The organism is Pseudoxanthomonas koreensis, assembly GCF_041890415.1.
In the GTDB taxonomy this organism is placed as follows: domain Bacteria; phylum Pseudomonadota; class Gammaproteobacteria; order Xanthomonadales; family Xanthomonadaceae; genus Pseudoxanthomonas; species Pseudoxanthomonas koreensis_A.
Genome location: NZ_CP169056.1, coordinates 2,235,015 through 2,255,592, shown reverse-complemented (window position 1 = coordinate 2,255,592; position 20,578 = coordinate 2,235,015). Strand labels below are relative to the sequence as shown.

Sequence of the window (20,578 nt, the reverse complement as noted above, 5' to 3'; positions counted from 1 at the left end):
GGCTGCGGGTGTGCGTCGGCGCGCCGGTGAGCCGGCGCCCGCGTCTCACCCGGGCGCGGCCTGGCCGGGGAAGCGCTCCTGGATATCGGCATGCACCGGCATCGACGCGGCCGCGCCAGGGCGTTCGGTGGACAGGGCGGCAAAGCGGTTTGCATAGCGCACGTGGTCGCCGAACGGCGCTTGCGGCGCCCGCGCCAGCGAGGCGGCCAGGGCGCCGTTGAACGCATCGCCGGCACCGGTGGTGTCGGTGGTGGCCGCGCGCTCGGCGCCGATGCGGTAGGCAGGCTGCGCATCGCCGCGCCTGGCCGCGTCCGGATGCGAGACAAATGCGCCCACCGCGCCCAGGGTCACCACCACGCTGCCATGCGGCAGCAGCTTGCGGGCCAGTGCATGCAGCCGGGCCACGTCCAGCGTGGCGATCACATCGGCATCCACGCGGTCGCCCGCATGGCGGGCGAGCAGGGCGGCGAACTCGGTTTCGTTGGGGGTCAGCAGGTCGGCCTGGTGCAGCAGGGCCGCTTCGATGGCGGCATCGGCCGGTGCCGGGTTGAGGATGGTGGTCGCCCGCACCGCGCGCGCCGCCGCCAGTGCCGCGGCAACGGCTGCCAGCGGCGATTCGAGCTGGGCCAGGACCACGTCGCCGCTGCCCGCGCGGGCGGGCCCGGCGACGACATGGGCCGGATCGAGTGTCCCGTTGGCGCCGGCGCCCACGACAATGCAGTTGCGCCCGCGCGCATCCACATAGATGCCGGCGGTGCCAGTGGGCAGGCTGCTGTCCTGCGCGTGCAGCACGATGCCTTCCGATGCGGCCAGCGTGCGGGCGAGGTGGCCGCCCGCATCGTCGCCCAGGGCGCAGGCGAAAGTGGTGGCCGCGCCGGCGCGGACTGCGGCCATGGCCTGGTTGAAGCCCTTGCCGCCGGGGCCGCTGGCGTACTGCCCGGCCACGGTGGCGCCCGCCGGCGGCAGTTCGGTGCAGCGCCACACATGGTCGACGTTGAACGAACCGACGACGATCACCGAACCCATGCACGTGCTCCCGATGCGATTGCGCCGATGCGGCGCCGCGTGGCCATCGCCGCGCAGATGCGCCGCGCCCGATATGAGGGTACTCCTGCTTTGCCGTCCTGCAGCGCCGCGCCGTCGTGATCCGGTACGCGCCGTCCGCGACGCTTACACTGCGGCCATCGCCTGCCCAGGAGAACCGACCATGCAATACCGCCGCCTTGGCGCATCAGGCCTGCAGCTTTCGGCGCTCTCGTTTGGCGCCTGGATGACATTCGGCCGCCAGGTCGGCCGCACCCTGGCGCGCGAGCTGGTGGCAGCGGCCTGGGATCACGGGGTCAACTTCTTCGACAACGCCGAGGCCTATGCCAATGGCGACGCCGAGCGGGTGATGGGCGACGTGATCGCCGACCTGCGCCTGCCGCGCGATGGTTACTGCGTGTCGAGCAAGGTGTTCTTCGGCTCGGTGCAGTCACCGCGGCCGACCCAGCGCGGGCTCTCGCGCAAGCATGTGGTCGATGCCTGCCACGCCGCGCTGCTGCGCCTGCGCGTGGACTACCTGGACCTGTACTACTGCCACCGCCCCGATCCGGATACCCCGGTGGAGGAAACCGTGGCCGCGATGGACCTGCTGGTTCGCCAGGGCAAGGTGCTGTACTGGGGCACCTCCGAATGGCCCGAAGCGCTGATCCGCGAGGCCGCCAGGTTCGCGCGTGCCAACCACCTGGCCGCGCCGGCGATGGAACAGCCGCAGTACAACCTGCTGCATCGCGAGCGGGTGGAACTGGAGTACGCGCCGCTGTATTCGGAACTGGGCCTGGGTACCACTACCTGGTCGCCGCTGGCCTCCGGCCTGCTCACCGGCAAGTACGGCGGTGACGCCGAAGGGCAGGGGCGGCTGGCACGGCCCGAGGCCGCCTGGCTGCAGGAACTGGTGATCGGCCAGGAGGAAGACCGCCGGCTGGCGCGCGCGCAGGGCTTCGCGGCGCTGGCCACCGAGCTGGGCGAGCGGCCTGCGCCGCTGGCCATCGCCTGGTGCCTGCGCAACCCGCATGTGAGCAGCGTGATCCTGGGCGCCAGCAGCGTTGCGCAGTTGCAGGAGAACCTCGGCGCGCTGGAGCTGGCCGGGCGCCATGACGAGCCGGTGTGGCGGCGGCTGGAGGCGGCTGTGGCGCGATAAGCGTTTGACAGGAGAATGCGAAGCATTATCATCCGCATGGTTCCCATCCCCAGCCCAGGAGCACCACCATGAACGTGCATCTCCTCTCCCTGCCGCACTCCAGGAAGGTGAGCCCTGCCGCTGCCCTCATTCCGGCTCCCGCCATGCCCGATGCACTGGACAGCGCAGGACTGCTGAAGGGGCAGCGCGAGATCCTCATCCGCCACGGCGACCGGGTCTATCGGCTGCGCCATACCAGCAACGACAAGCTGATCCTGACCAAATAGGCCGTTGCTCCCCCGGGCTGCGCCGGGCCCGTGGACGGGCGCCGGCATGCCTATACTTGGCCTTCATGGAATGGCCGCATGGCCGGGAGGAGCGGATGTCTTCGAGTTTTCTGGCACTGGTGCTGCTGGTCGCCGGGGTGATCGTGCTGTTCAAGACCGTGCGCATGGTCCCGCAGGGCTATGAGTGGACGGTCGAGCGCTTCGGCAAGTACACCCACACCCTCGATCCCGGCCTGCACTTCCTGATCCCGATCATCTACGGCGTCGGCCGCAAGGTGAACATGATGGAGCAGGTGCTGGACGTGCCCAGCCAGGAGGTGATCACCAAGGACAACGCGGTGGTCAAGGTCGACGGAGTGGTGTTCTTCCAGGTGCTGGACGCGGCCAAGGCAGCCTACGAGGTCGCCAACCTGGAGATCGCGATGATCGCCCTGGTGCAGACCAACATCCGCACCGTGATCGGCTCGATGGACCTGGACGAATCTTTGAGCCAGCGCGAGACCATCAATGCCCAGCTGCTGAACGTGGTCGATCATGCGACCAACCCGTGGGGCCTGAAGGTCACCCGCATCGAGATCCGCGACATCCAGCCGCCGCGCGACCTGGTCGATTCGATGGCCAGGCAGATGAAGGCCGAGCGCGAGAAGCGCGCACAGATCCTCGAGGCCGAGGGCCTGCGCCAGTCCGAGATACTGCGCGCGGAGGGCGACAAGCAGGCCGCGATCCTGCAGGCCGAAGGCCAGAAGGAAGCCGCCTACCGCGAGGCCGAGGCGCGCGAGCGCCTGGCCGAGGCGGAGGCCAAGGCCACCACCATGGTGTCCGAGGCGATTGCCCAGGGCGATGTCCAGGCCATCAACTACTTCATCGCGCAGAAGTACGTGGAAGCGTTCGAGAAGCTGGCCACCGCGCCCAACCAGAAGTTCGTGCTGATGCCGATGGAGGCCAGCGGCGTGATCGGCTCGATCGCCGGCATCGCCGAGTTGGCCAAGGAAGCGCTGGCAGGGCAGCAGCAGGCATCCGCGGCGCGGCGGCCGCCGCGGCTGGGGGACTGAGCCATGCGCGGCGATGTCATGACCTGGGCGGCGCTGGCCTTGGCGCTGATGGCGGCCGAGGCGCTGGCGCCGGGCGCGTTCATGCTGTGGATGGGGTTTGCCGCCATGGTGGTGTTCGTCGGCGTGGCACTGGTGCCGGGCATCCCGCTGCTGTGGCAGGTCGCCGCGTTCGTGGTCCTCAGCTTCGTCTCCATCCAGGTGTACCGGCGCTGGTTCCGCAAGCGCGCGCGTCCCAGCGACAGCCCGCTGCTCAACCGCCGCGCCCACCAGCACATCGGCGTGGTGACGCCGCTGGAACAGGCCATCGTCGGTGGCCGCGGGCGGATCAAGCTGGGCGATGCGTTCTGGCTGGTCGAAGGCCCGGACTTGCCGGTTGGCACCGCGGTGCGGGTGATCGCGGTGGACGGCATGGTGCTGAAGGTCCAGGAGGCCTGAGCACGGGGTCCGGGCACGGGCGCGGGGCTTGGCGCGCTCTGGGATAATGGCGGCCTTCCCTTCCGCGAGACCGCCATGACCCGCAAGACCGTGCTCAACGACACCCATCGCGCGCTGGGCGCGAAGATGGTCGACTTCGGCGGTTGGGACATGCCGATCCATTACGGGTCGCAGATCGACGAGCACCATGTGGTGCGTCGCCAGGCCGGCATGTTCGACGTCAGCCACATGGCGGTGATCGACCTGCATGGCGCGCGCGTGCGCGAATTCCTGCGCGGGCTGCTGGCCAACTCGGTGGAGAAGCTCAAGGCGCCGGGCAAGGCGCTGTACTCGTGCATGCTCGACGAGCGCGGTGGGGTGATCGACGACCTGATCGTGTACCTGATGGACGAGTCCTGGTTCCGCGTGGTCTCCAACGCGGCCACCCGCGAGAAGGATCTGGCATGGATCGGCGCGCGCGCGCCGGAGTTCGGCGTGGAGGTACGCGAGAACACCGGGCTGGCGATCATCGCCGTGCAGGGGCCACTGGCGCGCGACCGCACCATCGGCCTGCTGCATGCCGACGACCGCGCCACCGCCCAGGCGCTGGGCCGCTTCGCCGCGGCGCAGGTGCGCAGCACCGATGGCGCGCCGGTGTTCCTGGCCCGCACCGGCTACACCGGCGAGGATGGCTTCGAGCTCGCCCTGCCACGCGAACATGCGGTGGCGATGTGGAATGCATTGCTCGCGGCGGGGGTCGCGCCGGCCGGCCTGGGTGCGCGTGACACCCTGCGCCTGGAAGCGGGGATGAACCTCTACGGCCAGGACATGGATGACTCCACCACTCCTTGGGAAGCCGGCCTGGGCTGGACCGTGGCACTGGACGATGTCGCGCCGGGGCAGCCACGCGGGTTCGTCGGCCGCGCCGCGCTGGAGGCGCAGCGCAAGGCGGGCGTGCCGCGGCAGATGATCGGGCTGGTGATGGACGACAAGGGCGTGCTCCGCCACGGCCAGCGGGTACTGAGTGCCGCCGGCGAGGGCGTGATCCTGTCCGGCACCTTCTCCCCGACCCTGGGCAAGGCCATTGCCTTCGCCCGCGTGCCGGCCGGTGCGGTGGAGCCGGTGCGGGTGGATATCCGCGGCCGCGAAGTGCCGGTGCGGGTGGCCCGGTTCCCGCTGGTGCGTGACGGCAAGGTGCAGCAGGGCGCCCTGGGCTGAACCCGCCCCCGCGCGGGGCTGCGACAGCGCCGGGTCCTCCGCTAGACTGGCGGCTCCTTCCACAAGCAGCGTGCGACCGGAGCACTGCCATGAGCGAAATCCCTGGTGACCTCAAGTTCCTCAAGTCCCACGAGTGGGCGCGCGTCGAGGGCAACGGACGCGTCACCGTGGGAATTTCCGACCACGCCCAGGGCCTGCTCGGCGACCTGGTCTATGTCGAGCTGCCCGAAGTCGGCGACGAACTGGAAGCCGGCAACCCGGCGGCGGTGGTGGAGTCGGTCAAGGCCGCCTCCGACGTCTACAGCCCGGTGAGCGGCACGGTGGTCGAGGTCAACGACGCCCTGGCCGACAAGCCGGAGACGATCAACGAGGACGCCTACGGCGATGGCTGGCTGTTCGTGCTCGAGGTCAGCGATGCCGACCAGCTGGCCGAGCTGCTCGCGCCGGACGACTATGCCGAGCTGATCGAGAACGACGACAGCTGACCGGCGCCGCCCGCGGCACCCTCCCCGCAAGACACACGACGCCCGCCTTCCGGCGGGCGTCGTCGTTGTGGTCGGGGTGCGCCGCATGCGGACGGCAGGCATCAACGCAGCGACGCCGGGTACGCGCCGGACCGGACGCATCCTTCCGCCGTGCATGCGGCGTGATCTGCCATGCGGACGCCGGGTGCGATGTCCGCTTGCGCGTGCCGCCTTCGCGTGTCGACTTCGCGCATGGTCGACGCATGCATGCCGCTCGCAGCGTCGGTCGGGCATGCCGACCGACCCGGAAGAGGTGCGCCGAAGGCGTCCGATCGACGCGCAAAGTTCTGCGCAAATCGGCTTGTGCGACGCGATAGGAACACGCTGCCGCAAAAAAATTTCGGCGTGCGTCGACACCGCCGTGACGCGCCGGCGGACAGCGTCCGGGCGCAGTTGGAAATGCCGGCGTGCACCGACGCGCGATGGCGGCCATGCAAAAAACATCTTGTTTTATGCATCCGTTTACAAAGCGCGTCGTCGGCATGGATGCAGGCGGGTCGCCGCGGCGCGTGGACGGGCGCATGCCGGAGGGCAGGTCGGCCGCGCGCCAGCAAAAAAAAATCCGGCGCGGGTGTTGACAGTAAAAAAAACCGTGATTAGGTTTCGCCCAGCAGACGCTGCCTGCCGAAGCGAGTGATTCGAATCATCACCACAACGCGAAGCACGACCCGGGCATCCGCCAAGAAGATCACGACGGTGGATCAGGCCCGCTTCCCTCCAAAAAAAGCAGCGAACCCCGAACCTTGCCTCCGCGCCATCGCAACGCGCGGGCATTCCCGTATCCGTATCGACGTGCGTACCGCGCCGACGGACTCCCCCCGGCGCAGCTCGCCGCGGGTTTTCGCGACTGGGCGTTACCCATCCGTAATCCACTGACGAGGAGCCATACCATGGCTGTTAAGAAAGCTGCGAAGAAGAAACCCGCCGCCAAGAAGGCAGTGAAGAAGGTCGCCAAGAAGGCCGCCGCCAAGAAGGCCGTCAAGAAAACCGCCAAGAAGGCCACCGCCAAGAAGGCGGTGAAGAAGACTGCCCGCAAGGCCACGGCCAAGAAGGCAGTGAAGAAGACCGCAAAGAAGGCGGTGAAGAAGGCGGCGAAGAAGACCACCGCCAAGAAGGCCACCAAGAAGACCGCCAAGAAGGCGGTGAAGAAGACTGCCCGCAAGTCGGTTGCCAAGAAGGCGGTGAAGAAGACCGCCAAGAAGGCAACTGCCCGCAAGGCCGTCAAGAAGACCGCCAAGAAGGCCGTCAAGAAGACTGCGAAGAAGGCAGGCGCCAAGAAGGCGGTGAAGAAGGCTGCCAAGAAGGCCACCGCCAGGAAGCCGGCCGCCAAGAAGGCTGCCAAGAAGCCGGCTGCCAAGAAGACCGCCCGGAAGCCGGCCAAGAAGAAGCCTGCTCCGGTTGCGCTGCCGGCAACCCCGGCGCCGCTGATCTGATCAATCCCCGATAGCCGTACGACAACATGGCTCCCTCCCCGATGCCCAGCGGGGAGGGAGTTTTTTTTGGTCCATCTCCCAGCAACGGGAGAGCATGCGGATGCAGTGCTGCGGCGCTCGGCACGGCTGGCGGCAGGGCGCCTCGTGCAGGAGCAGGCCTTGCCGGCGACCAGGCGCCGGTTGCGGCATCGCGACACACCACCCCGTACAGCGGTCGCCGGCAAGACCGGCTCCTACATGCGGCGGCCGATAATCGTGACACGACGCGGCGGCCGATGAACGCGCCACGGTGTGGTGCGATGCCTGCTGACGGGAGGTCAAGGAGGAGGCTGCGGCCGCAGGCCGCAGCCGGGGGACATGAGCGGCAGCAGGCATCGCGCCGCAACGCCGCGATCAACCTCCCACCGCAACGCCGCGATCAACTCCCGCCGCACCGCTGCGATCAGGCCGCCCGCTTCCCTGCATTGCGGCAGGCGGAAGGACGGACCGAAGGTCAGCGCGGGGAGGCGACCGACGAGGAGGAGGACACACCCGCCGCCGGTGAGGCCGGGGCGTCGTCGTCGGCCAACAGGTTGTCGCTGCCGAAGTCGATGTCCACGTCCAGCCAGCGTTGCGCCGGCAAGCCCAGGGCGCGGTCGAGGATGGTTGGCAGCATGCCCGAGGGCACGTTGCTCTCGCCGTTCCAGAGCATGGCCACGCCCAGGTCGCGCCCGGGCAGCAGCGCGATCAGGCCGCGGTAACCCTGCACCGCACCGGCGTGGTACACGACCTGCTCGCCGGCATAGTCGAACACGCGCCAGCCAAGCGCATAGCTGGCCGAATTGACCCGCGCGTTGCGCCAGCCCGAGTGCGTCTGCCCGGGAGTGGCGATGATCGGCGCGTGCAGGGTGGCCAGCAGCGGTGCCGGCAGCACATCGGTGCGGTGCCCGGTCTGGGCCAGCAGCCATTGCGCCATGTCGCTGGCCGATGCATTGACGCCTGCCGCCGGGGACAGCCGGTAATAGGTGGGCTTGGGCTCAAGCGATACCCAGCCGTTGCGGCTGCGCACGTGCGGCCGTGCCCAGCGCGTGCTGCTGCGCAGGCCGTCCAGCCCGAGGCTGGCATCGCGCATGCCCAGCGGTTCAAGCAGCCGCCGCTGCACCGCCTGGTCGTAGAACGTGCCGGAGGCGGCGAAGACCACGTCGCCGATCAGGCTGAAGGCGACGTTCTGGTAGGCGTAGCACTCGCCGGGCGGGCAGCGCATCGGCGCCTCGGCCAGCTTCTGCACGACCTGGTGGTAGCCGGCATTGCGCTCGATGTCGCGGTCGAACGCGTTGTAGGCCTCAAGCCCCACGCGATGGCTGAGCAGGTCGGTCACCGTGACCTGGCGCGCGTACTCCTCGTCGATCAACTGGAAGCCGGGTACCGAGTCGGACACATGGCTGTCCCAGCGCAGGCTGCCATCGTTGACCAGCAGCCCGGCCATCGTCCCGGCAAACGCCTTGGACAGCGATGCCAGGCGGAACACGGTGTGCGCGTCCACCGGTTGTGGCTGGACCACGTCGGTGACGCCGTAGCCGCGTGCGCTGAGCACCCGGCCGTCGTGCACGATCGCCATCGCCATGCCCGGCACGCGATGGCCCTGCACCAGCTGCTCGGCCATTGCCTCGAAGGAGGCCGCGTCGAAGCCGGCATGCACCTGCTGCACCGGCGCGGCGGGGAAGCTGCGGTACGGGAGCGGCTGCGTTGGCGAGAGCGCCTGCTCGGGCAAGGTGGGAGTGCGTGCCACCGATGGCAGCGCCATGGCCAGCAGCAGTGCCAGCGAAGCGGTCTTCAACGACCGGCTGCACGGCGTGAAGAACGAGGACCTGGAACCGGGGCGGGCGCACGCATCATTCATCGCTGCTGGTGCCTGTAATCTACTGCTTGGGCCGATTCTATCCCCGGCTTTCCGCATTCGACAAACCAGGAGAAGATGAATGGGCAGTTTGTTGATCCTGTTGGTGTTTTTGGGGTTGCTGGCGGCGGTGGCGCTGTGGGCAGTGGGCATCTACAACGGGCTGGTCACCGCCCGCAACGCATGGAAAAACGCCTTCGCCCAGATCGACGTCCAGTTGCAGCGGCGCTTCGACCTGATCCCCAACCTGGTGGAAACCGCCAAGGCCTACATGGCCCATGAACGGGAGACCCTGGAGGCGGTGGTCGCGGCGCGCTCGGCGGCGCAGTCGGGCCTGGCCGCGGCCAAGGCCAACCCCGGCGATCCGGCGGCCATGGCCGAACTGGCGGCCAGCCAGGGCCAGCTCAACGGCGTGCTCGGCCGGTTGCTGGCCGTGGCCGAGGCCTATCCGGACCTGAAGGCCAACCAGAACATGATGCAGTTGTCCGAAGAGCTGTCCTCCACCGAGAACCGGGTGGCGTTCGCGCGGCAGGCGTACAACGACGCGGTGATGGCCTACAACAACCGGCGCGAGATGTTCCCCTCCAGCGTGGTGGCCGGCATGTTCAACTTCGCCTCCGCCGCGTTGCTGGACATCCCCGCCGACAAGGCCGAACAGGTGCGGGCGGCACCGAAGGTGCAGTTCTGAGCGTGCATCCGTCGCCATGAACTTCTTCGAACACCAGGCGGCCGCGCGACGCGGCTCGTTCCGGCTGGTGGTGCTGTTCTCGCTTGCGGTGCTGTGCATCGTGCTGGCGGTGGACGCGGTCACCCTGCTGGTCACCGGCAGCGTCGGCGCAACCGTGGCCGCGACCGTGGCCACGGTCGCGGTGATCGGCCTGGGTTCGCTGTACCGGATCGCTTCGCTGCGCGCGGGCGGTGCGGTGGTGGCCGCGCAGATGGGGGGCACGTGGGTGCCCGAGGACACCCGTGACCCGGCGCTGCGGCGCCTGCGCAACGTGGTGGAGGAAGTGGCCATCGCTTCGGGCGTGCCGGTGCCCAGGCTGTTCGTGATGGAGCAGGAGCCGGGCATCAACGCCTTCGCCGCCGGCTACAGCCCGTCGGATGCGGCGATCGCGGTGACCCGCGGCGCGCTGGACCGGCTCAACCGCGACGAGTTGCAGGGCGTGATCGCGCACGAGTTCAGCCATGTGCTCAACGGCGACATGCGCCTGAACATCCGCCTGATGGGGATCCTGTTCGGGATCATGATGCTGACCCTGATCGGCCAGCGGATCCTGGTCTACGGACGCGCCGGCCGCAGCCGCGACGTCAGCGTGGTGATGCTGGCCGCACTGGTGGCGCTGGTGGTGGGCGGCATCGGCGTGTTCTTCGGCCGGCTGATCAAGGCCGGGGTCAGCCGCCAGCGCGAATACCTGGCCGATGCGGCGGCGGTGCAGTTCACCCGCCAGACCAGCGGCCTGGCCGGTGCATTGAAGAAGATCGGCGGCCTGCCTGCGGGCTCGCGGCTGGACGACAAGGCCGATGCCGAGGAGATCAGCCACATGCTGTTCGGCCAGGGCAGGGCGGCCGCCAGCTGGATGGCGACCCATCCGCCGCTGGTGGCGCGCATCCGCCGCCTTGAGCCGCAGTTCGACGCCCGCCAGTTGCAGGCACTGGAGTTGCGCTGGCAGGCGCAGCCGCCCGATGGCCTGGCCGAGGACATCGCCCTGGGCCTGGCGCCCGCGCCCGCGTCGCCGCCGGGCTTGCCGCCTACCCGGCAGCGCATGGCGGTGACGCCGGCGCAGGTATCCGGGCAGGTGGGCGCGCCCGGTGAAGACGACTACCAGCACGCCCACGAACTGGTGGAAGGCCTGCCCGATACCCTGCGCGAGCTGGCGCGTGCGCGGGCCACGGCAATGCCGCTGCTGGCGGCGTTGCTGCTGGATGCCGACCCGGCCCTGGCTGCACGCCAGCGCCAGGCCCTGGTGGCGCATTGCGGCGAGGCGATGGCGGTGCATGCCTTCGAGCTGCTCCGGCAGCGCCTGCAGGCGCTGCATCCGGCCCAGCGCCTGCCGCTGGCGGGGCTGGCATTCCCGGCGTTGCGCCAGCATCCGCGTCCGCAACTGGACGCCTTCCTCGCCGCGATCGAGGCGATGGTGCATGCCGATGGCCGCGTGTCGGTGTTCGAGTACTGCCTGTCGCGGCTGCTGCAGGTGCAGGTGCGCGAGGCGCTGGACCCGTCGCGGCATGCGCGCTTCGGGCGGCGCAAGGCCACCGGCGTGCGCGCCGAGTTCGCCACCCTGCTCGCGGTGCTGGCCCAGGCCGGGCACCCGGGCCAGCCGCAGCAGGCGCAGCGCGCCTACCTGGCCGGGCTGCAGCGGGTGCTGCCGCGTGACCACCTGCCATACGCGCCCCCGGATGACGGCGTGCGCGCCCTGGACGCGGTATGGGAGCCGCTGGACGCACTGGCGCCGCCGGCCAAGCAGGTGCTGGTCGAGGCGCTGGTGGACGCGGTGTCGCATGACGGCCGGGTCGGCGTGGCCGAAGCGGAATTGCTGCGCACCGTGTGCGCGGTATTGCACTGTCCGCTGCCGGTGATGCTCGAGCAGCGCTGATCCTCGGGCCGAGGCTATCGGCGGCCAGCCTGGCCGGTGCACTGCGGCAGTGTCGTGATCGCCGTTGCCGTGATGGATGTCAGCCCAGCAGCGGCAGCGCGAACAGCACCGCGCCGAGCACGAACAACCCGGTCAGCAGGTGCACCAGGCGATGGTTCACCCGCAGGAATACCAACTGCTCCACCGTGCGTCCCACCCAGAACAGCACCATGAAGCCCAGCAGTCCGCGTCCCAGCGTGGTGCCGCGCAGCTCGGCCGGCAACAGCAGGCACGCCGTGCCGACGCCGAGGAATACATAGACCAGGCGCAGGTTGAGGATCTGGGTGATCGCGCGGGTCGGCAGGCCGACCTTGGCCAACTCGCGCTTCCAGCCGAACAGCTTCCAGAACGCCAGGTGGAAGGCCGCAAAGCCGAAGCTGTGCACGGCGCAGAGCAGCAGGGGCACGTCCAGGTGCATGCGGGTTCCGGGGCGAGCGGCGATGGCGCAGGTGGCCGGCCATGCTGCCAGGCAAGACGGCGGGTCGCGGCCCGCCGTCTTGCGGCAGCGATCAGGCGCCGCCGTGCGGGTCCGGCCGGGGCTGGTCGTAGTAGCTGGCGGCGCGCAGTTCGTGGACGTCGAAGTCGTCCACCGTGATCGTCTCCAGGGTGATCCGGCGCAGTTCTTCCAGCAGCACGCGCTCCTCCACGGTGATCACGCCTTCGGCCACCGCCTCGTCAAGCTGGGCGGGGAATTCCAGCGCCTCGATCCCGCGCGTCTTGAGTGCCTTGAGGAACTTGCGTTCCACCGGCTCGGCATGCACCGCCGTGGCCAGGTAGCTGTCGATGCGGCCGCCGGGGTTGTTGGCGCACGGGGTCAGGAACACGCCGGTGCCGAGGCGCTCGCGTGCCTCGTTGGGCGACATCAGCAACGCAGCCACGCGGTGGCACAGGCGGTCGCCCGGTGCCTCGGCGCGGCGGCCCAGCGGGAACACCAGCGCCCACAGCGCCCAGCCCACCGGCCGGATCGGGAAGTTGCGCAGGGCATCGCTCAATGCCTGCTCGATCCTGTGGAAGCTGTTGTACATGCTCCACGCCAGCAGCGGCTTGTCGGCCTCCGGGGCGCCCTCGTCGTGGTGGCGCTTGAGCACCGCGCCGGCGATGTACAGGTGGCTGAGCACGTCGCCCAGGCGCCCGGACAGCGACTCCTTGAACTTCAGCTTGCCGCCCAGCAGCAGCATCGACACATCGGCCATCAGCGCCAGGTTGGCCGCATAGCGGTCCAGCTTGCGGAAGAACGGGCGGGTGTAGTCGTCGCCCGGGGCGCCGCCGATCTTCGAGCCGGTGATGCCGAACCAGAACGAGCGCAACGCGTTGGAGATGCCGTAGCGCACGTGCCCGCACAGGCTCTCGTCGAACGCATCCAGGCCGGCGCGGTGGTCCGGGTCCTGCGCGGCCTTCATTTCCTTCATCACCCACGGATGGCACAGGATCGCGCCCTGGCCGAAGATCAGCAGGCTGCGGGTCATGATGTTGGCGCCCTCGACCGTGATGCTGATCGGTGCCGCCTGCCAGTTGCGCCCGGCGAAGTTGCGCGGGCCCAGGATGATGCCCTTGCCGCCCAGCACGTCCATCACGTCCGAGGCCACCTCCCGGCCCATGTTGGTGCAGTGGTACTTGGCGATGGCCGACGGCACCGAGGGCACGTCGCCGCGATCCACTGCCGCGGCGGTGGCCTGGGACAGTGCGCTGATGGTGTAGGCCTTGCCGCCGATCCGCGCCAGCGCTTCCTCCACGCCCTCGAAGCGGCCGATCGACAGGCCGAACTGCTTGCGGATGCGCGCATAGGCGCCGGTCACCCGGGCGCCGAACTTGGCGCCACCGGAGGCGGTGGAGGGCAGGGTGATCGAGCGGCCCACGGCCAGGCATTCGTTGAGCATGTTCCAGCCCTTGCCGGCCATTTCCGCACCGCCGATCAGCTGGCTGAGCGGGATGAACACGTCGCGGCCGTGGATCGGCCCGTTCTGGAATGGCGAGTTGAGCGGGAAGTGGCGGCGGCCCACGTCTACCCCGGCGGTATCGTGCGGCAGCAGCGCCAGGGTGATGCCGATGTCGCGCTCGTCGCCCAGCAGGCCCTCCGGGTCGTACATGCGGAAGGCCAGGCCGATGAGCGTGGCCACCGGCGCCAGGGTGATGTAGCGCTTGTCGAAGGTCAGGCGCACGCCGAGCACGTTGGCGCCGTTCCATTCGCCCTTGCACACGATGCCGAAGTCGGGAATGGAGGTGGCGTCGGAGCCGGCGAACGGGCCGGTGAGGCCAAAGCAGGGCACTTCCTCGCCCACGGCCAGGCGCGGCAGGTAGTAGTCCTTCTGCTCCTGGGTGCCGTAGTGGTTGAGCAGCTCGCCCGGACCCAGCGAGTTGGGCACGCCCACGGTGGAACTGACCACGCTGGAGATGGAGGCGATCTTCTGGATCACCTTGTGGTGGGCCAGCGCCGAGAAGCCCAGGCCGCCGTATTCCTTCGGGATGATCATGCCGAAGAACCTGTTCTTCTTGATGAACTCCCACAGCTCCGGTGGCAGGTCGGCATGGACGTGGGTGATCTGCCAGTCGTCGATCATCCGGCACAGCTCTTCGGTCGGGCCGTCGAGGAAGGCCTGCTCCTCGGCGGTGAGCTGCGGCCTTGGGTAGTCGAGCAGCATCTGCCAGTCCGGGTCGCCGGTGAACAGCTCGCCCTCGAAGCCGACCGAGCCGGTTTCCAGGGCGATGCGTTCGGTCTGCGACAGCGGCGGCAGGATCCGGCGGAACACGCGCAACAGCGGCCCGGTGACCAGTGGCTTGCGGATGAACGGCAGCAGCAGCGGCAGTGTCACCACCAGCGAGGCGATCGCGACCACGGCGGTGGTGGTGCGGTGTGCGCCCAGCAGCCAGCAGGCGACCAGGGCGGTGGCCAGCAGCGCCGCCCAGGTGGCCAGGCGCAGGCGGTGGTAGGCGGCAAAACCACTGATCAGGACAAAGGCCAGGATGGGTACGGCGATGCTCATGAGCGTGCTCCGGTGACGGGCGGGTCGGCCCGATGCGTGGGGGAACATCCGGTCCCCTCGATCCGGTCCAGGTCCGCCAGGTAGTCCACGACGGTGGCGGTGAAGCGGCCGTTGTCGTCACCGGCCAGCATATGCGTGGCATCGGCCAACTGCACGTGGCGTGCGTGCGGTGCAAGTTCCAGGAAATCGGCCACGGTGCGCGGCGAGACCAGGTCGCTGCGGCCGCCGCTGACCAGCAGCAGCGGACAACGCACCGCGCGCGTGGCCGCGGCGATGTCGTCCTGGTGCCTGGCGCTGTCGCGCGCAAGCTCATCCACCAGGCGCCGGTCCCAGTGCCAGTGCCAGCGTCCGTCGGCGTCGCGGCGCAGCAGTTCGCGCAGCGAGTCCGGCGACTTGCGCGTGCGCCGCTGGGGCAGGTAGGCGGCGATGCTCCGGGCCGCCTGGTCGAGCGAGTCGAAGCCGTCGGCGAACGCGGTCATGAAACCGAGGATGCGCTGCAAGCCTGCGCCTTCCCAGCGCGGGGTGATATCCACCAGCACCATCGCCCGGAACAGCCCGGGCCAGCGCGCCTCGGCCAGCAACCCGAACAGCCCGCCCATCGACGCGGCCACCAGCACCGGCGGGCGGGGCAGGGCGCCGGACAGCACGATCAGGTCGTCGGTGAACTGGCGGCCGGTGTAAGGCTCGCTGGCGGGATTGCGGCCGGAACCGCCGTGGCCGCGTGCGTCATACGCCAGGCCGGCATGTCCGTGCACGGACAGGCGGGCGGCCGTGGCCGACCAGGCGCGGCGGGTCTGGCCGAAGCCGTGCGCGTACACCACGGCGGGGGTGGTCGATGCTCGGCCGGGCGGCGCATGCCGGCTGGCGGCCAGGGCGATGCCGGAGCCGGACAGCTCCAGCTCGGTGCAGGTGTCGTCGATGCATGCGGGCGCGACCATACCTTGAAGTATGTGTCGCCTTGCGTGAAAGTCAATACCGCCGCGTATGGTGTGTGCCGTGGCGCCGGTGCCCGCGCCAGACCTTGGCTGTTTGCCCGGGCGCTGTTGGTTGCCGGGGCAACCGCATACTGTACAGTCGTGCAGCGTATGGTTAAATTTGGATGATGATCACAATGCCCGCCTCCGACGTACCCGCCGCCGACCCCGGCACCCCTCCCGCCCGCACTGCGCGCCTGAGCGCAGGCGACTGGGCCCAGGCCGCGCTGGACGTGATTGCCGAGTCGGGCGTGTCGGCACTGGCGGTGGAGCCGCTTGCGCGCCGCCTGGGCGTGACCAAGGGCAGCTTCTACTGGCACTTCCCGTCGCGCGACGCGCTGATGCAGGCGGCGCTGGACCGATGGGAGGAAGTGGAACAGGAACAGGTGTTCGGCAGCCTGGAGGAAGTGCCCGATCCGCGCGAGCGCCTGCGCCTGCTGTTCCAGATGGTCGGCCACGAGACCAAGCCGCATGCCATCTACAGCGAGCTGCTCAAGGCCCTGGAGCATCCGGCGGTGGCGCCGGTGGTGGAGCGCGTGTCGCAGCGGCGCCTGGATTACCTGACCGCCTCGTTCCGCCAGGCGGGCCTGGGCCGTGGCGAATCGCAGCATCGCGCGCGCCTGACCTACGCCGCCTATGTGGGCTTCCTGCAACTGCGCCCGCACCAGCCGAAGATGACCCACGAGGAGTTCGAGGAATACCTCGAGCACGTGATCAACACGCTGATTCCGGTGTAAGCCCGCGCGCGCTGCAGGAGCCGGCCTTGCCGGCGACCGTCATGCCGGGAACGCCGGTGTGCAGCGGGAGGGCCCCGGGTCGCCGGCCGTGCTCAGTCGTCGAATGCGGGCCGGGTCAGGTTTTCCGGTTCGCCCGTGGTGCACAGCACGTCGTCCTCGATGCGGATGCCGCCATAGGGGCGCAACGCAGCCACCTTGTCCCAGTCCACGCTGTCGGCGTGGCCGTTCTTCCTGACTTCATCCAGCAGCATGTCGATGAAGTACACGCCCGGTTCGATGGTCACCACCATGCCCGGCTCCAGCACCCGGGTCATGCGCAGGTAGGGATGGCCTTGCGGCGGCGCGATGGTGCCGCCGCGGTCGCTGGCGGCAAAGCCGGCCACATCGTGCACCTGCAGCCCGATCAGGTGGCCCAGGCCGTGCGGGAAGAACGCCGCGCTCACGCCGGTGGCCAGCGCGGCCTCGGCCGAGACCCGGAGCACGCCGAAGTCGCGCAGGATCGCCATCAGCGCCAGGTGCGCATCCACGTGCAACTGGCGGTAGTCGGCACCGGCGCGCACTGTCGTGCACATCGCCTGCTGCGCGGCATCGACTGCGTCGACCAGCGCCTGGAACTCGCTGCCCGGATCGCTGGCGTGGGTGCGGGTGATGTCCGCCGCGTAGCCGCAGTGGCTGGCGCCGGCATCGATCAGGAAACTGCGCGACTCCGGCGGCGGGGCGCGGTCCAGCTCGGTGTAGTGCAGCACCGCACCGTGCTCGTTGAGCGCGATGATGTTCGGGTACGGCACTTCGGTGGCGTCCTGGCGCGCGGCCGTGCAGTAGGCCATGTGGATCTCGAACTCGCTGGCGCCTGCGCGGAAGGCGGCTTCGGCGGCCTGGTGCGCGCGCGCGGCGCGACGCTGGGCGGTGCGCATCAACGCCAGTTCGTAGGGGGTCTTGAATGCGCGCTGGTAATGCAGGTAGTCCAGCGCCGGTGCCGGGTTGTCGGGCACGTAGTCGCCCAGGGCGCTGCCGGCCTCGCCCAGGATCGCGCAGCGGGCGGCCACGGCGGGCAACAGCGGCAAGGCCTGCTCGGGAGTGCGGACCACGTGCACGTCCACGTGCTCCACCCACCAGCCATTGGGCGATTCGGGCACCACGTGCCAGTAGTCGTGCGGCTGCACGTACACCACCCTGGGCCGCTGCCCGGGGGTATGGACCAGCCAGCTGTCGGTGACCGTGGTCAGCGGCAACCAGTGCTTGAAGTGCGGGTTGACCGCAAAGGTGTAGTCGCGGTCGTCGAACACCTGGTAGTGGCGGCGGCCGCTGGGGATGAGCAGGTGGTCGCGTCCACAGCGCGCCAGGGCCTCGTCGGCGCGTGCGCACAGCGTGGCCAGATGCTGCGGATACAGGGATGCCGGGTCGGTCGGATTCATCGGGCGCGGTGGACGGATGGGATGCGGCCAGTGTGCACGATGCCGGGCCCGGCGCCTGTGACACGGTCGGCATTGCCTCCATTGCGCCCGGGCGCAACGCGGGCACCGATGCCGGCGCCGCGGGCAGGTTGCCGTGGCGAATGTCGCGCTCGCACCGGCAGGCGCGCTACGCGCGGGTCGAGGTGCCGACGCCGTCCTGGACCCATTTGCGGATGTGCTCGCGCTGTTCGTCGGAAATGGTCAGAAAGCGGAAGCCGCACCAGGATTGGCCGGGCGTGTTGGCCGCGCCCGACCAGAGCAGGTGCGCGCCGACCAGCACCGGTGCGTGGCCGCGCGTGCCCAGGTGGAAGCGGAACTGGTACAGCGCATCTTCAAGCAGCGCAGTGGATGCCAGCAGCAGCATCCCCGATTCGGACAGGTTGCCCAGGTGGCCGATGACCTCCTCGGTCATCACGTCCACCACCGGCATGCTGTCGGCGGCCTGGCGGCGTGGTGCGCGACGGGCTTCGTGGATCATGGCTTGGCTCCCGGGCGCCCGCCGGCCAGGCTGCGCAGGGCACGCAGGGTGGAGTGCCAGGCACGGTCGATCAGGCGCCCGTTGCCCTCGGTCACCACCCGCGCCTGGCCCCGCGCCATCAGCCGCGCCAGGACGTCCAGTGAATGCTCGCCCAGCTTTTGCCCGCGGGCGTTGACGAACAATGCGTTGTCGGTGACCGGGCTGTACCAGGACAGGCGCTGCCGGTGCACGTCGCCCTGCTGGTTGCGCACGAACTCGAACCAGGTGCCGAACGGCAGGGCGCGCAATTGCTGGTAGCAGGCCTGTTCCTTCTCCGACAGCGGCGCCGCTGCCGGCGGCGGTACCGCCGTTTCGGCCGGCTCGCCTTCACCCAGGCGCGCGCGCGCCTTGAGCTTGGCGGTCAGCTCGGTGCGCGAGGTGGTCTCGTCGTCGTCGCTGCGCGAGAGCCGGCGCGCGATCGCACTGGCTTCCTCGGCGTGGTAGCCCACCTGGCGCAGCGCGGTGTCGATCTGCTCGGCCAGGGCCGGGTCGGCTGGTGCGTCGGCCGTGCAGGTGATCTCCACGATGCGTGCGGTGGCCGCGTCGCGTGCCTGCCATTCGGGCGAATCCTCGCCATGGCGCAGGGCGGTCAGGGTCAGTACGTCGGCCCAGGCCTGGCCCAGCAGCGCCTGCATGAACTGCGGCGGCTTGCGCTCGCCCAGGTGCGAGGTGATCGCCGCGGCGGCGCGCTTCTTGGCTGTTTCCAGGCGGTCGCGGCCGCGTGCGGCTTCGACCTGGCGACGCTCGCTGAGCTCGGCCTTGCGCGCCTGGGTGCGGTGGTGTTCCTGGACCTCGCGATAGGCGCGCTCGAACACGGCCTCGTCGCCGTCGTATTCCTCCACCACCCGGTCCACGGTGCGTTCCAGGTGCTGCACCAGTTGCGGGTCGGTATCGTCCTCGTCCAGCCAGCTGGCGCCGGATTCGGCGACAGAGTTGAGCAGCTCGCGGGCCGGATGCTGGTCGCGCACGAAGAAGCTGGGGTCCTGCACCGCTGCGCGTGCCACCGGCACCTGCAGGCGTTCGAGCAGGTCCTGGGCCGGGGCGCCCTCGTGCACTTCGCGCCCGACCTCGCGGTAGAGCATGCCCAGCAGCTCGAAGGTGTCGCTGTGTTCCGGTGCCAGCCCCGCCTGCGGCCCGTGCGCGCGGCGCACCTGCTCGAGCATGGAGTGGTGCAGGTCCTCCATCGTCCGCCGGCGCTTGCCCGGCAGGCGCGCGGGCGCGGTGGACTGCAGTGCGCCAAGCGCGTTGGTCACCGCCTCCAGGGGCAGGATCTGGCCCGGTGCCGGCCGCCGGGTGGCGCCGTCCGCGGCATTGGCCTGGCGCCGGCTTGCCAGCATGCCCTGCAACGCATCGAACACGTCCTTCTGCGACAAGCCGGCCACGGCGGCGGCATCGGCACTGGTCGCGGCCATCTGCATGTCCGCCGAGCCGGACGGCGTTGCCGCCAGGCCGGCGATCAGCGCGCCAGCCCAGCCGGACGCGCTGCCCTGCCCGTGCCAGCCGGTGAGCGGGCGCTGCCCGGGTGCGGTGGCCGTGACCGGGCCGCGCCGGTTCTGCCCCGGCGTGCGTGGCACGTAGGCCTGGTAGACCAGGCCGGGCAACACGGCTTCCCGGTCCAGCAGCACGTTCAGCTGGTCGACCAGTTCGCCGTAGCGGCTCATCACCTGGCGCTCGAACATGCGATACAGCAGCAGTTGCGAGTCCGGGTTCATGTGCATGGCGTCGCCGGTCTCGCGCAGCAGGCGGCACAGGGCGAAGGGGCCGATCGGCAATTGTTCGGGATCGTAGGCCGGGCGCCCGGCGAGCACGCCGAAACGCTGGCCCAGCAGCAGCAGCGCGGTGCCGCCGCGCTGCATCTCGCGCCGGGCGATCTCGCGCAGGACGATGTCGCGGTCCAGGTCGGTGTCCTCGACCAGGGTCAGCTGCCGGTACTCCAGCGGATCCTCCGGCTCGGGCGGCAGCGGTGCGGGTTCGGGCTCGGTGCGCAGGTGCGCAAGCTCGGCCTCCAGTGCGGCCAGGTAACTGGGGATGAGGTCGGCGCGATGCTGGCGCAGGTACTGCAGCTCGGCGTAGCAGTCGCTCTGCTGGGGGCCACTGCCGGCGCGCTCGGCCTGCTTGAACAACTGCCGCTCGAGGTCTTCCAGGGCCAGGTCCAGCGCACCGGACAGGTGCTGCGCCGCGGCGGTGTTGACCACGCCCAGCAGGTGGCGCACGCGCCCGGGCAGGGCGGCGGTGGCCAGCGTCCAGGGGGGGCTGCGGCGGACATTGGTGCGGGGACTGGCGGACATCCGGATGGCTGCTTCCCTGTACGCGG

General features: G+C 69.8%; 18 protein-coding genes. 10 read left to right on the top strand and 8 right to left on the bottom strand.

From position 1 onward, the window contains the following. Positions 1 to 45: 45 nt before the first annotated feature. Positions 46 to 1,026, bottom strand: coding sequence for a ribokinase (locus ACEJ41_RS10325; protein ID WP_374012192.1), 981 nt, complete (start codon positions 1,024 to 1,026; stop codon positions 46 to 48). Between the two features lie 181 nt (positions 1,027 to 1,207). On the opposite strand from ACEJ41_RS10325, the gene ACEJ41_RS10320 reads away from it, so the two are divergent. The 7 genes from ACEJ41_RS10320 (at position 1,208) to ACEJ41_RS10290 (ending at position 7,089) form a co-directional block, all read left to right on the top strand. Further along, complete coding sequence (locus ACEJ41_RS10320; RefSeq protein ID WP_374012191.1) at positions 1,208 to 2,182, top strand: aldo/keto reductase; 975 nt, start codon at positions 1,208 to 1,210, stop codon at positions 2,180 to 2,182. A gap of 68 nt (positions 2,183 to 2,250) precedes the next feature. Further along, complete coding sequence (gene hemP / locus ACEJ41_RS10315) at positions 2,251 to 2,448, top strand: hemin uptake protein HemP (protein WP_374012190.1); 198 nt, start codon at positions 2,251 to 2,253, stop codon at positions 2,446 to 2,448. Between the two features lie 95 nt (positions 2,449 to 2,543). Further along, a complete protein-coding gene (locus ACEJ41_RS10310) occupies positions 2,544 to 3,500 on the top strand; it encodes an SPFH domain-containing protein (RefSeq protein WP_374012189.1) in 957 nt (318 codons plus the stop codon). A 3-nt stretch (positions 3,501 to 3,503) separates the two neighbouring features. Further along, positions 3,504 to 3,935, top strand: coding sequence for an NfeD family protein (locus tag ACEJ41_RS10305; RefSeq protein ID WP_374012188.1), 432 nt, complete (start codon positions 3,504 to 3,506; stop codon positions 3,933 to 3,935). A gap of 75 nt (positions 3,936 to 4,010) precedes the next feature. Then, positions 4,011 to 5,132, top strand: a complete 1,122-nt coding sequence (gene gcvT / locus ACEJ41_RS10300) for a glycine cleavage system aminomethyltransferase GcvT (protein ID WP_374012187.1) — start codon at positions 4,011 to 4,013, stop codon at positions 5,130 to 5,132. A gap of 89 nt (positions 5,133 to 5,221) precedes the next feature. Next, positions 5,222 to 5,617 (top strand): glycine cleavage system protein GcvH, encoded by a 396-nt coding sequence (gcvH, locus tag ACEJ41_RS10295; RefSeq protein ID WP_374012186.1) that lies wholly within the window; start codon positions 5,222 to 5,224, stop codon positions 5,615 to 5,617. Positions 5,618 to 6,399: 782 nt separating this feature from the next. Continuing rightward, positions 6,400 to 7,089: a hypothetical protein gene (locus ACEJ41_RS10290; RefSeq protein WP_374012185.1), complete on the top strand. Its 690-nt coding sequence runs from the start codon at positions 6,400 to 6,402 to the stop codon at positions 7,087 to 7,089. 493 nt (positions 7,090 to 7,582) lie between these two features. Here the strand turns inward: ACEJ41_RS10290 and ACEJ41_RS10285 are convergent, their stop codons facing one another. Continuing rightward, the gene (locus ACEJ41_RS10285) at positions 7,583 to 8,872 is read right to left on the bottom strand and encodes a serine hydrolase domain-containing protein (RefSeq protein WP_374014119.1); all 1,290 of its coding nucleotides are present in this window, start codon (positions 8,870 to 8,872) and stop codon (positions 7,583 to 7,585) included. A gap of 175 nt (positions 8,873 to 9,047) precedes the next feature. Between ACEJ41_RS10285 and ACEJ41_RS10280 the strand changes: the two genes are divergently transcribed. Together ACEJ41_RS10280 and ACEJ41_RS10275 are read left to right on the top strand one after the other, a co-directional pair. After that, positions 9,048 to 9,653: a LemA family protein gene (locus tag ACEJ41_RS10280; protein WP_374012184.1), complete on the top strand. Its 606-nt coding sequence runs from the start codon at positions 9,048 to 9,050 to the stop codon at positions 9,651 to 9,653. 16 nt (positions 9,654 to 9,669) lie between these two features. Then, complete coding sequence (locus tag ACEJ41_RS10275) at positions 9,670 to 11,562, top strand: M48 family metallopeptidase (protein WP_374012183.1); 1,893 nt, start codon at positions 9,670 to 9,672, stop codon at positions 11,560 to 11,562. Positions 11,563 to 11,641: 79 nt separating this feature from the next. Here ACEJ41_RS10275 and ACEJ41_RS10270 read toward each other — a convergent pair whose 3' ends face one another. From ACEJ41_RS10270 to ACEJ41_RS10260, 3 genes are all read right to left on the bottom strand, one after another. Continuing rightward, entirely contained in the window at positions 11,642 to 12,019 is a 378-nt protein-coding gene (locus ACEJ41_RS10270; RefSeq protein ID WP_374012182.1) for a hypothetical protein, read from the bottom strand. Positions 12,020 to 12,110: 91 nt separating this feature from the next. Further along, entirely contained in the window at positions 12,111 to 14,582 is a 2,472-nt protein-coding gene (locus ACEJ41_RS10265) for an acyl-CoA dehydrogenase (RefSeq protein WP_374012181.1), read from the bottom strand. Beyond that, positions 14,579 to 15,520: an alpha/beta fold hydrolase gene (locus ACEJ41_RS10260; RefSeq protein WP_374012180.1), complete on the bottom strand. Its 942-nt coding sequence runs from the start codon at positions 15,518 to 15,520 to the stop codon at positions 14,579 to 14,581. Before ACEJ41_RS10260 ends, ACEJ41_RS10265 begins: the two co-directional genes overlap by 4 nt. Before the next feature lie 173 nt (positions 15,521 to 15,693). On the opposite strand from ACEJ41_RS10260, the gene ACEJ41_RS10255 reads away from it, so the two are divergent. After that, the gene (locus ACEJ41_RS10255) at positions 15,694 to 16,293 is read left to right on the top strand and encodes a TetR/AcrR family transcriptional regulator (protein WP_374012179.1); all 600 of its coding nucleotides are present in this window, start codon (positions 15,694 to 15,696) and stop codon (positions 16,291 to 16,293) included. Positions 16,294 to 16,385: 92 nt separating this feature from the next. On the opposite strand, the gene pepQ is transcribed toward ACEJ41_RS10255, so the two are convergent. From pepQ to ACEJ41_RS10240, 3 genes are all read right to left on the bottom strand, one after another. Then, positions 16,386 to 17,708, bottom strand: coding sequence for a Xaa-Pro dipeptidase (pepQ, locus tag ACEJ41_RS10250; RefSeq protein WP_374012178.1), 1,323 nt, complete (start codon positions 17,706 to 17,708; stop codon positions 16,386 to 16,388). A gap of 166 nt (positions 17,709 to 17,874) precedes the next feature. Beyond that, positions 17,875 to 18,225, bottom strand: a complete 351-nt coding sequence (locus ACEJ41_RS10245) for a PilZ domain-containing protein (protein WP_374012177.1) — start codon at positions 18,223 to 18,225, stop codon at positions 17,875 to 17,877. After that, positions 18,222 to 20,552 (bottom strand): DUF1631 domain-containing protein, encoded by a 2,331-nt coding sequence (locus ACEJ41_RS10240; protein ID WP_374012176.1) that lies wholly within the window; start codon positions 20,550 to 20,552, stop codon positions 18,222 to 18,224. Before ACEJ41_RS10240 ends, ACEJ41_RS10245 begins: the two co-directional genes overlap by 4 nt. Positions 20,553 to 20,578 lie beyond the last annotated feature (26 nt).

What these genes read in the sequence shown, in the direction of transcription:
- hemP (WP_374012190.1), top strand. Translation starts at nt 2,251, where the DNA reads ATGAACGTGCATCTCCTCTCCCTGCCGCACTCCAGGAAGGTGAGCCCT.
- ACEJ41_RS10320 (WP_374012191.1), top strand. Translation starts at nt 1,208, where the DNA reads ATGCAATACCGCCGCCTTGGCGCATCAGGCCTGCAGCTTTCGGCGCTC.
- ACEJ41_RS10265 (WP_374012181.1), bottom strand. Translation starts at nt 14,582, where the DNA reads ATGAGCATCGCCGTACCCATCCTGGCCTTTGTCCTGATCAGTGGTTTT.
- pepQ (WP_374012178.1), bottom strand. Translation starts at nt 17,708, where the DNA reads ATGAATCCGACCGACCCGGCATCCCTGTATCCGCAGCATCTGGCCACG.
- ACEJ41_RS10255 (WP_374012179.1), top strand. Translation starts at nt 15,694, where the DNA reads ATGCCCGCCTCCGACGTACCCGCCGCCGACCCCGGCACCCCTCCCGCC.
- ACEJ41_RS10325 (WP_374012192.1), bottom strand. Translation starts at nt 1,026, where the DNA reads ATGGGTTCGGTGATCGTCGTCGGTTCGTTCAACGTCGACCATGTGTGG.
- ACEJ41_RS10310 (WP_374012189.1), top strand. Translation starts at nt 2,544, where the DNA reads ATGTCTTCGAGTTTTCTGGCACTGGTGCTGCTGGTCGCCGGGGTGATC.
- ACEJ41_RS10305 (WP_374012188.1), top strand. Translation starts at nt 3,504, where the DNA reads ATGCGCGGCGATGTCATGACCTGGGCGGCGCTGGCCTTGGCGCTGATG.
- ACEJ41_RS10240 (WP_374012176.1), bottom strand. Translation starts at nt 20,552, where the DNA reads ATGTCCGCCAGTCCCCGCACCAATGTCCGCCGCAGCCCCCCCTGGACG.
- ACEJ41_RS10275 (WP_374012183.1), top strand. Translation starts at nt 9,670, where the DNA reads ATGAACTTCTTCGAACACCAGGCGGCCGCGCGACGCGGCTCGTTCCGG.
- gcvT (WP_374012187.1), top strand. Translation starts at nt 4,011, where the DNA reads ATGACCCGCAAGACCGTGCTCAACGACACCCATCGCGCGCTGGGCGCG.
- gcvH (WP_374012186.1), top strand. Translation starts at nt 5,222, where the DNA reads ATGAGCGAAATCCCTGGTGACCTCAAGTTCCTCAAGTCCCACGAGTGG.
- ACEJ41_RS10260 (WP_374012180.1), bottom strand. Translation starts at nt 15,520, where the DNA reads ATGGTCGCGCCCGCATGCATCGACGACACCTGCACCGAGCTGGAGCTG.
- ACEJ41_RS10285 (WP_374014119.1), bottom strand. Translation starts at nt 8,872, where the DNA reads ATGGCGCTGCCATCGGTGGCACGCACTCCCACCTTGCCCGAGCAGGCG.
- ACEJ41_RS10270 (WP_374012182.1), bottom strand. Translation starts at nt 12,019, where the DNA reads ATGCACCTGGACGTGCCCCTGCTGCTCTGCGCCGTGCACAGCTTCGGC.
- ACEJ41_RS10245 (WP_374012177.1), bottom strand. Translation starts at nt 18,225, where the DNA reads ATGATCCACGAAGCCCGTCGCGCACCACGCCGCCAGGCCGCCGACAGC.
- ACEJ41_RS10280 (WP_374012184.1), top strand. Translation starts at nt 9,048, where the DNA reads ATGGGCAGTTTGTTGATCCTGTTGGTGTTTTTGGGGTTGCTGGCGGCG.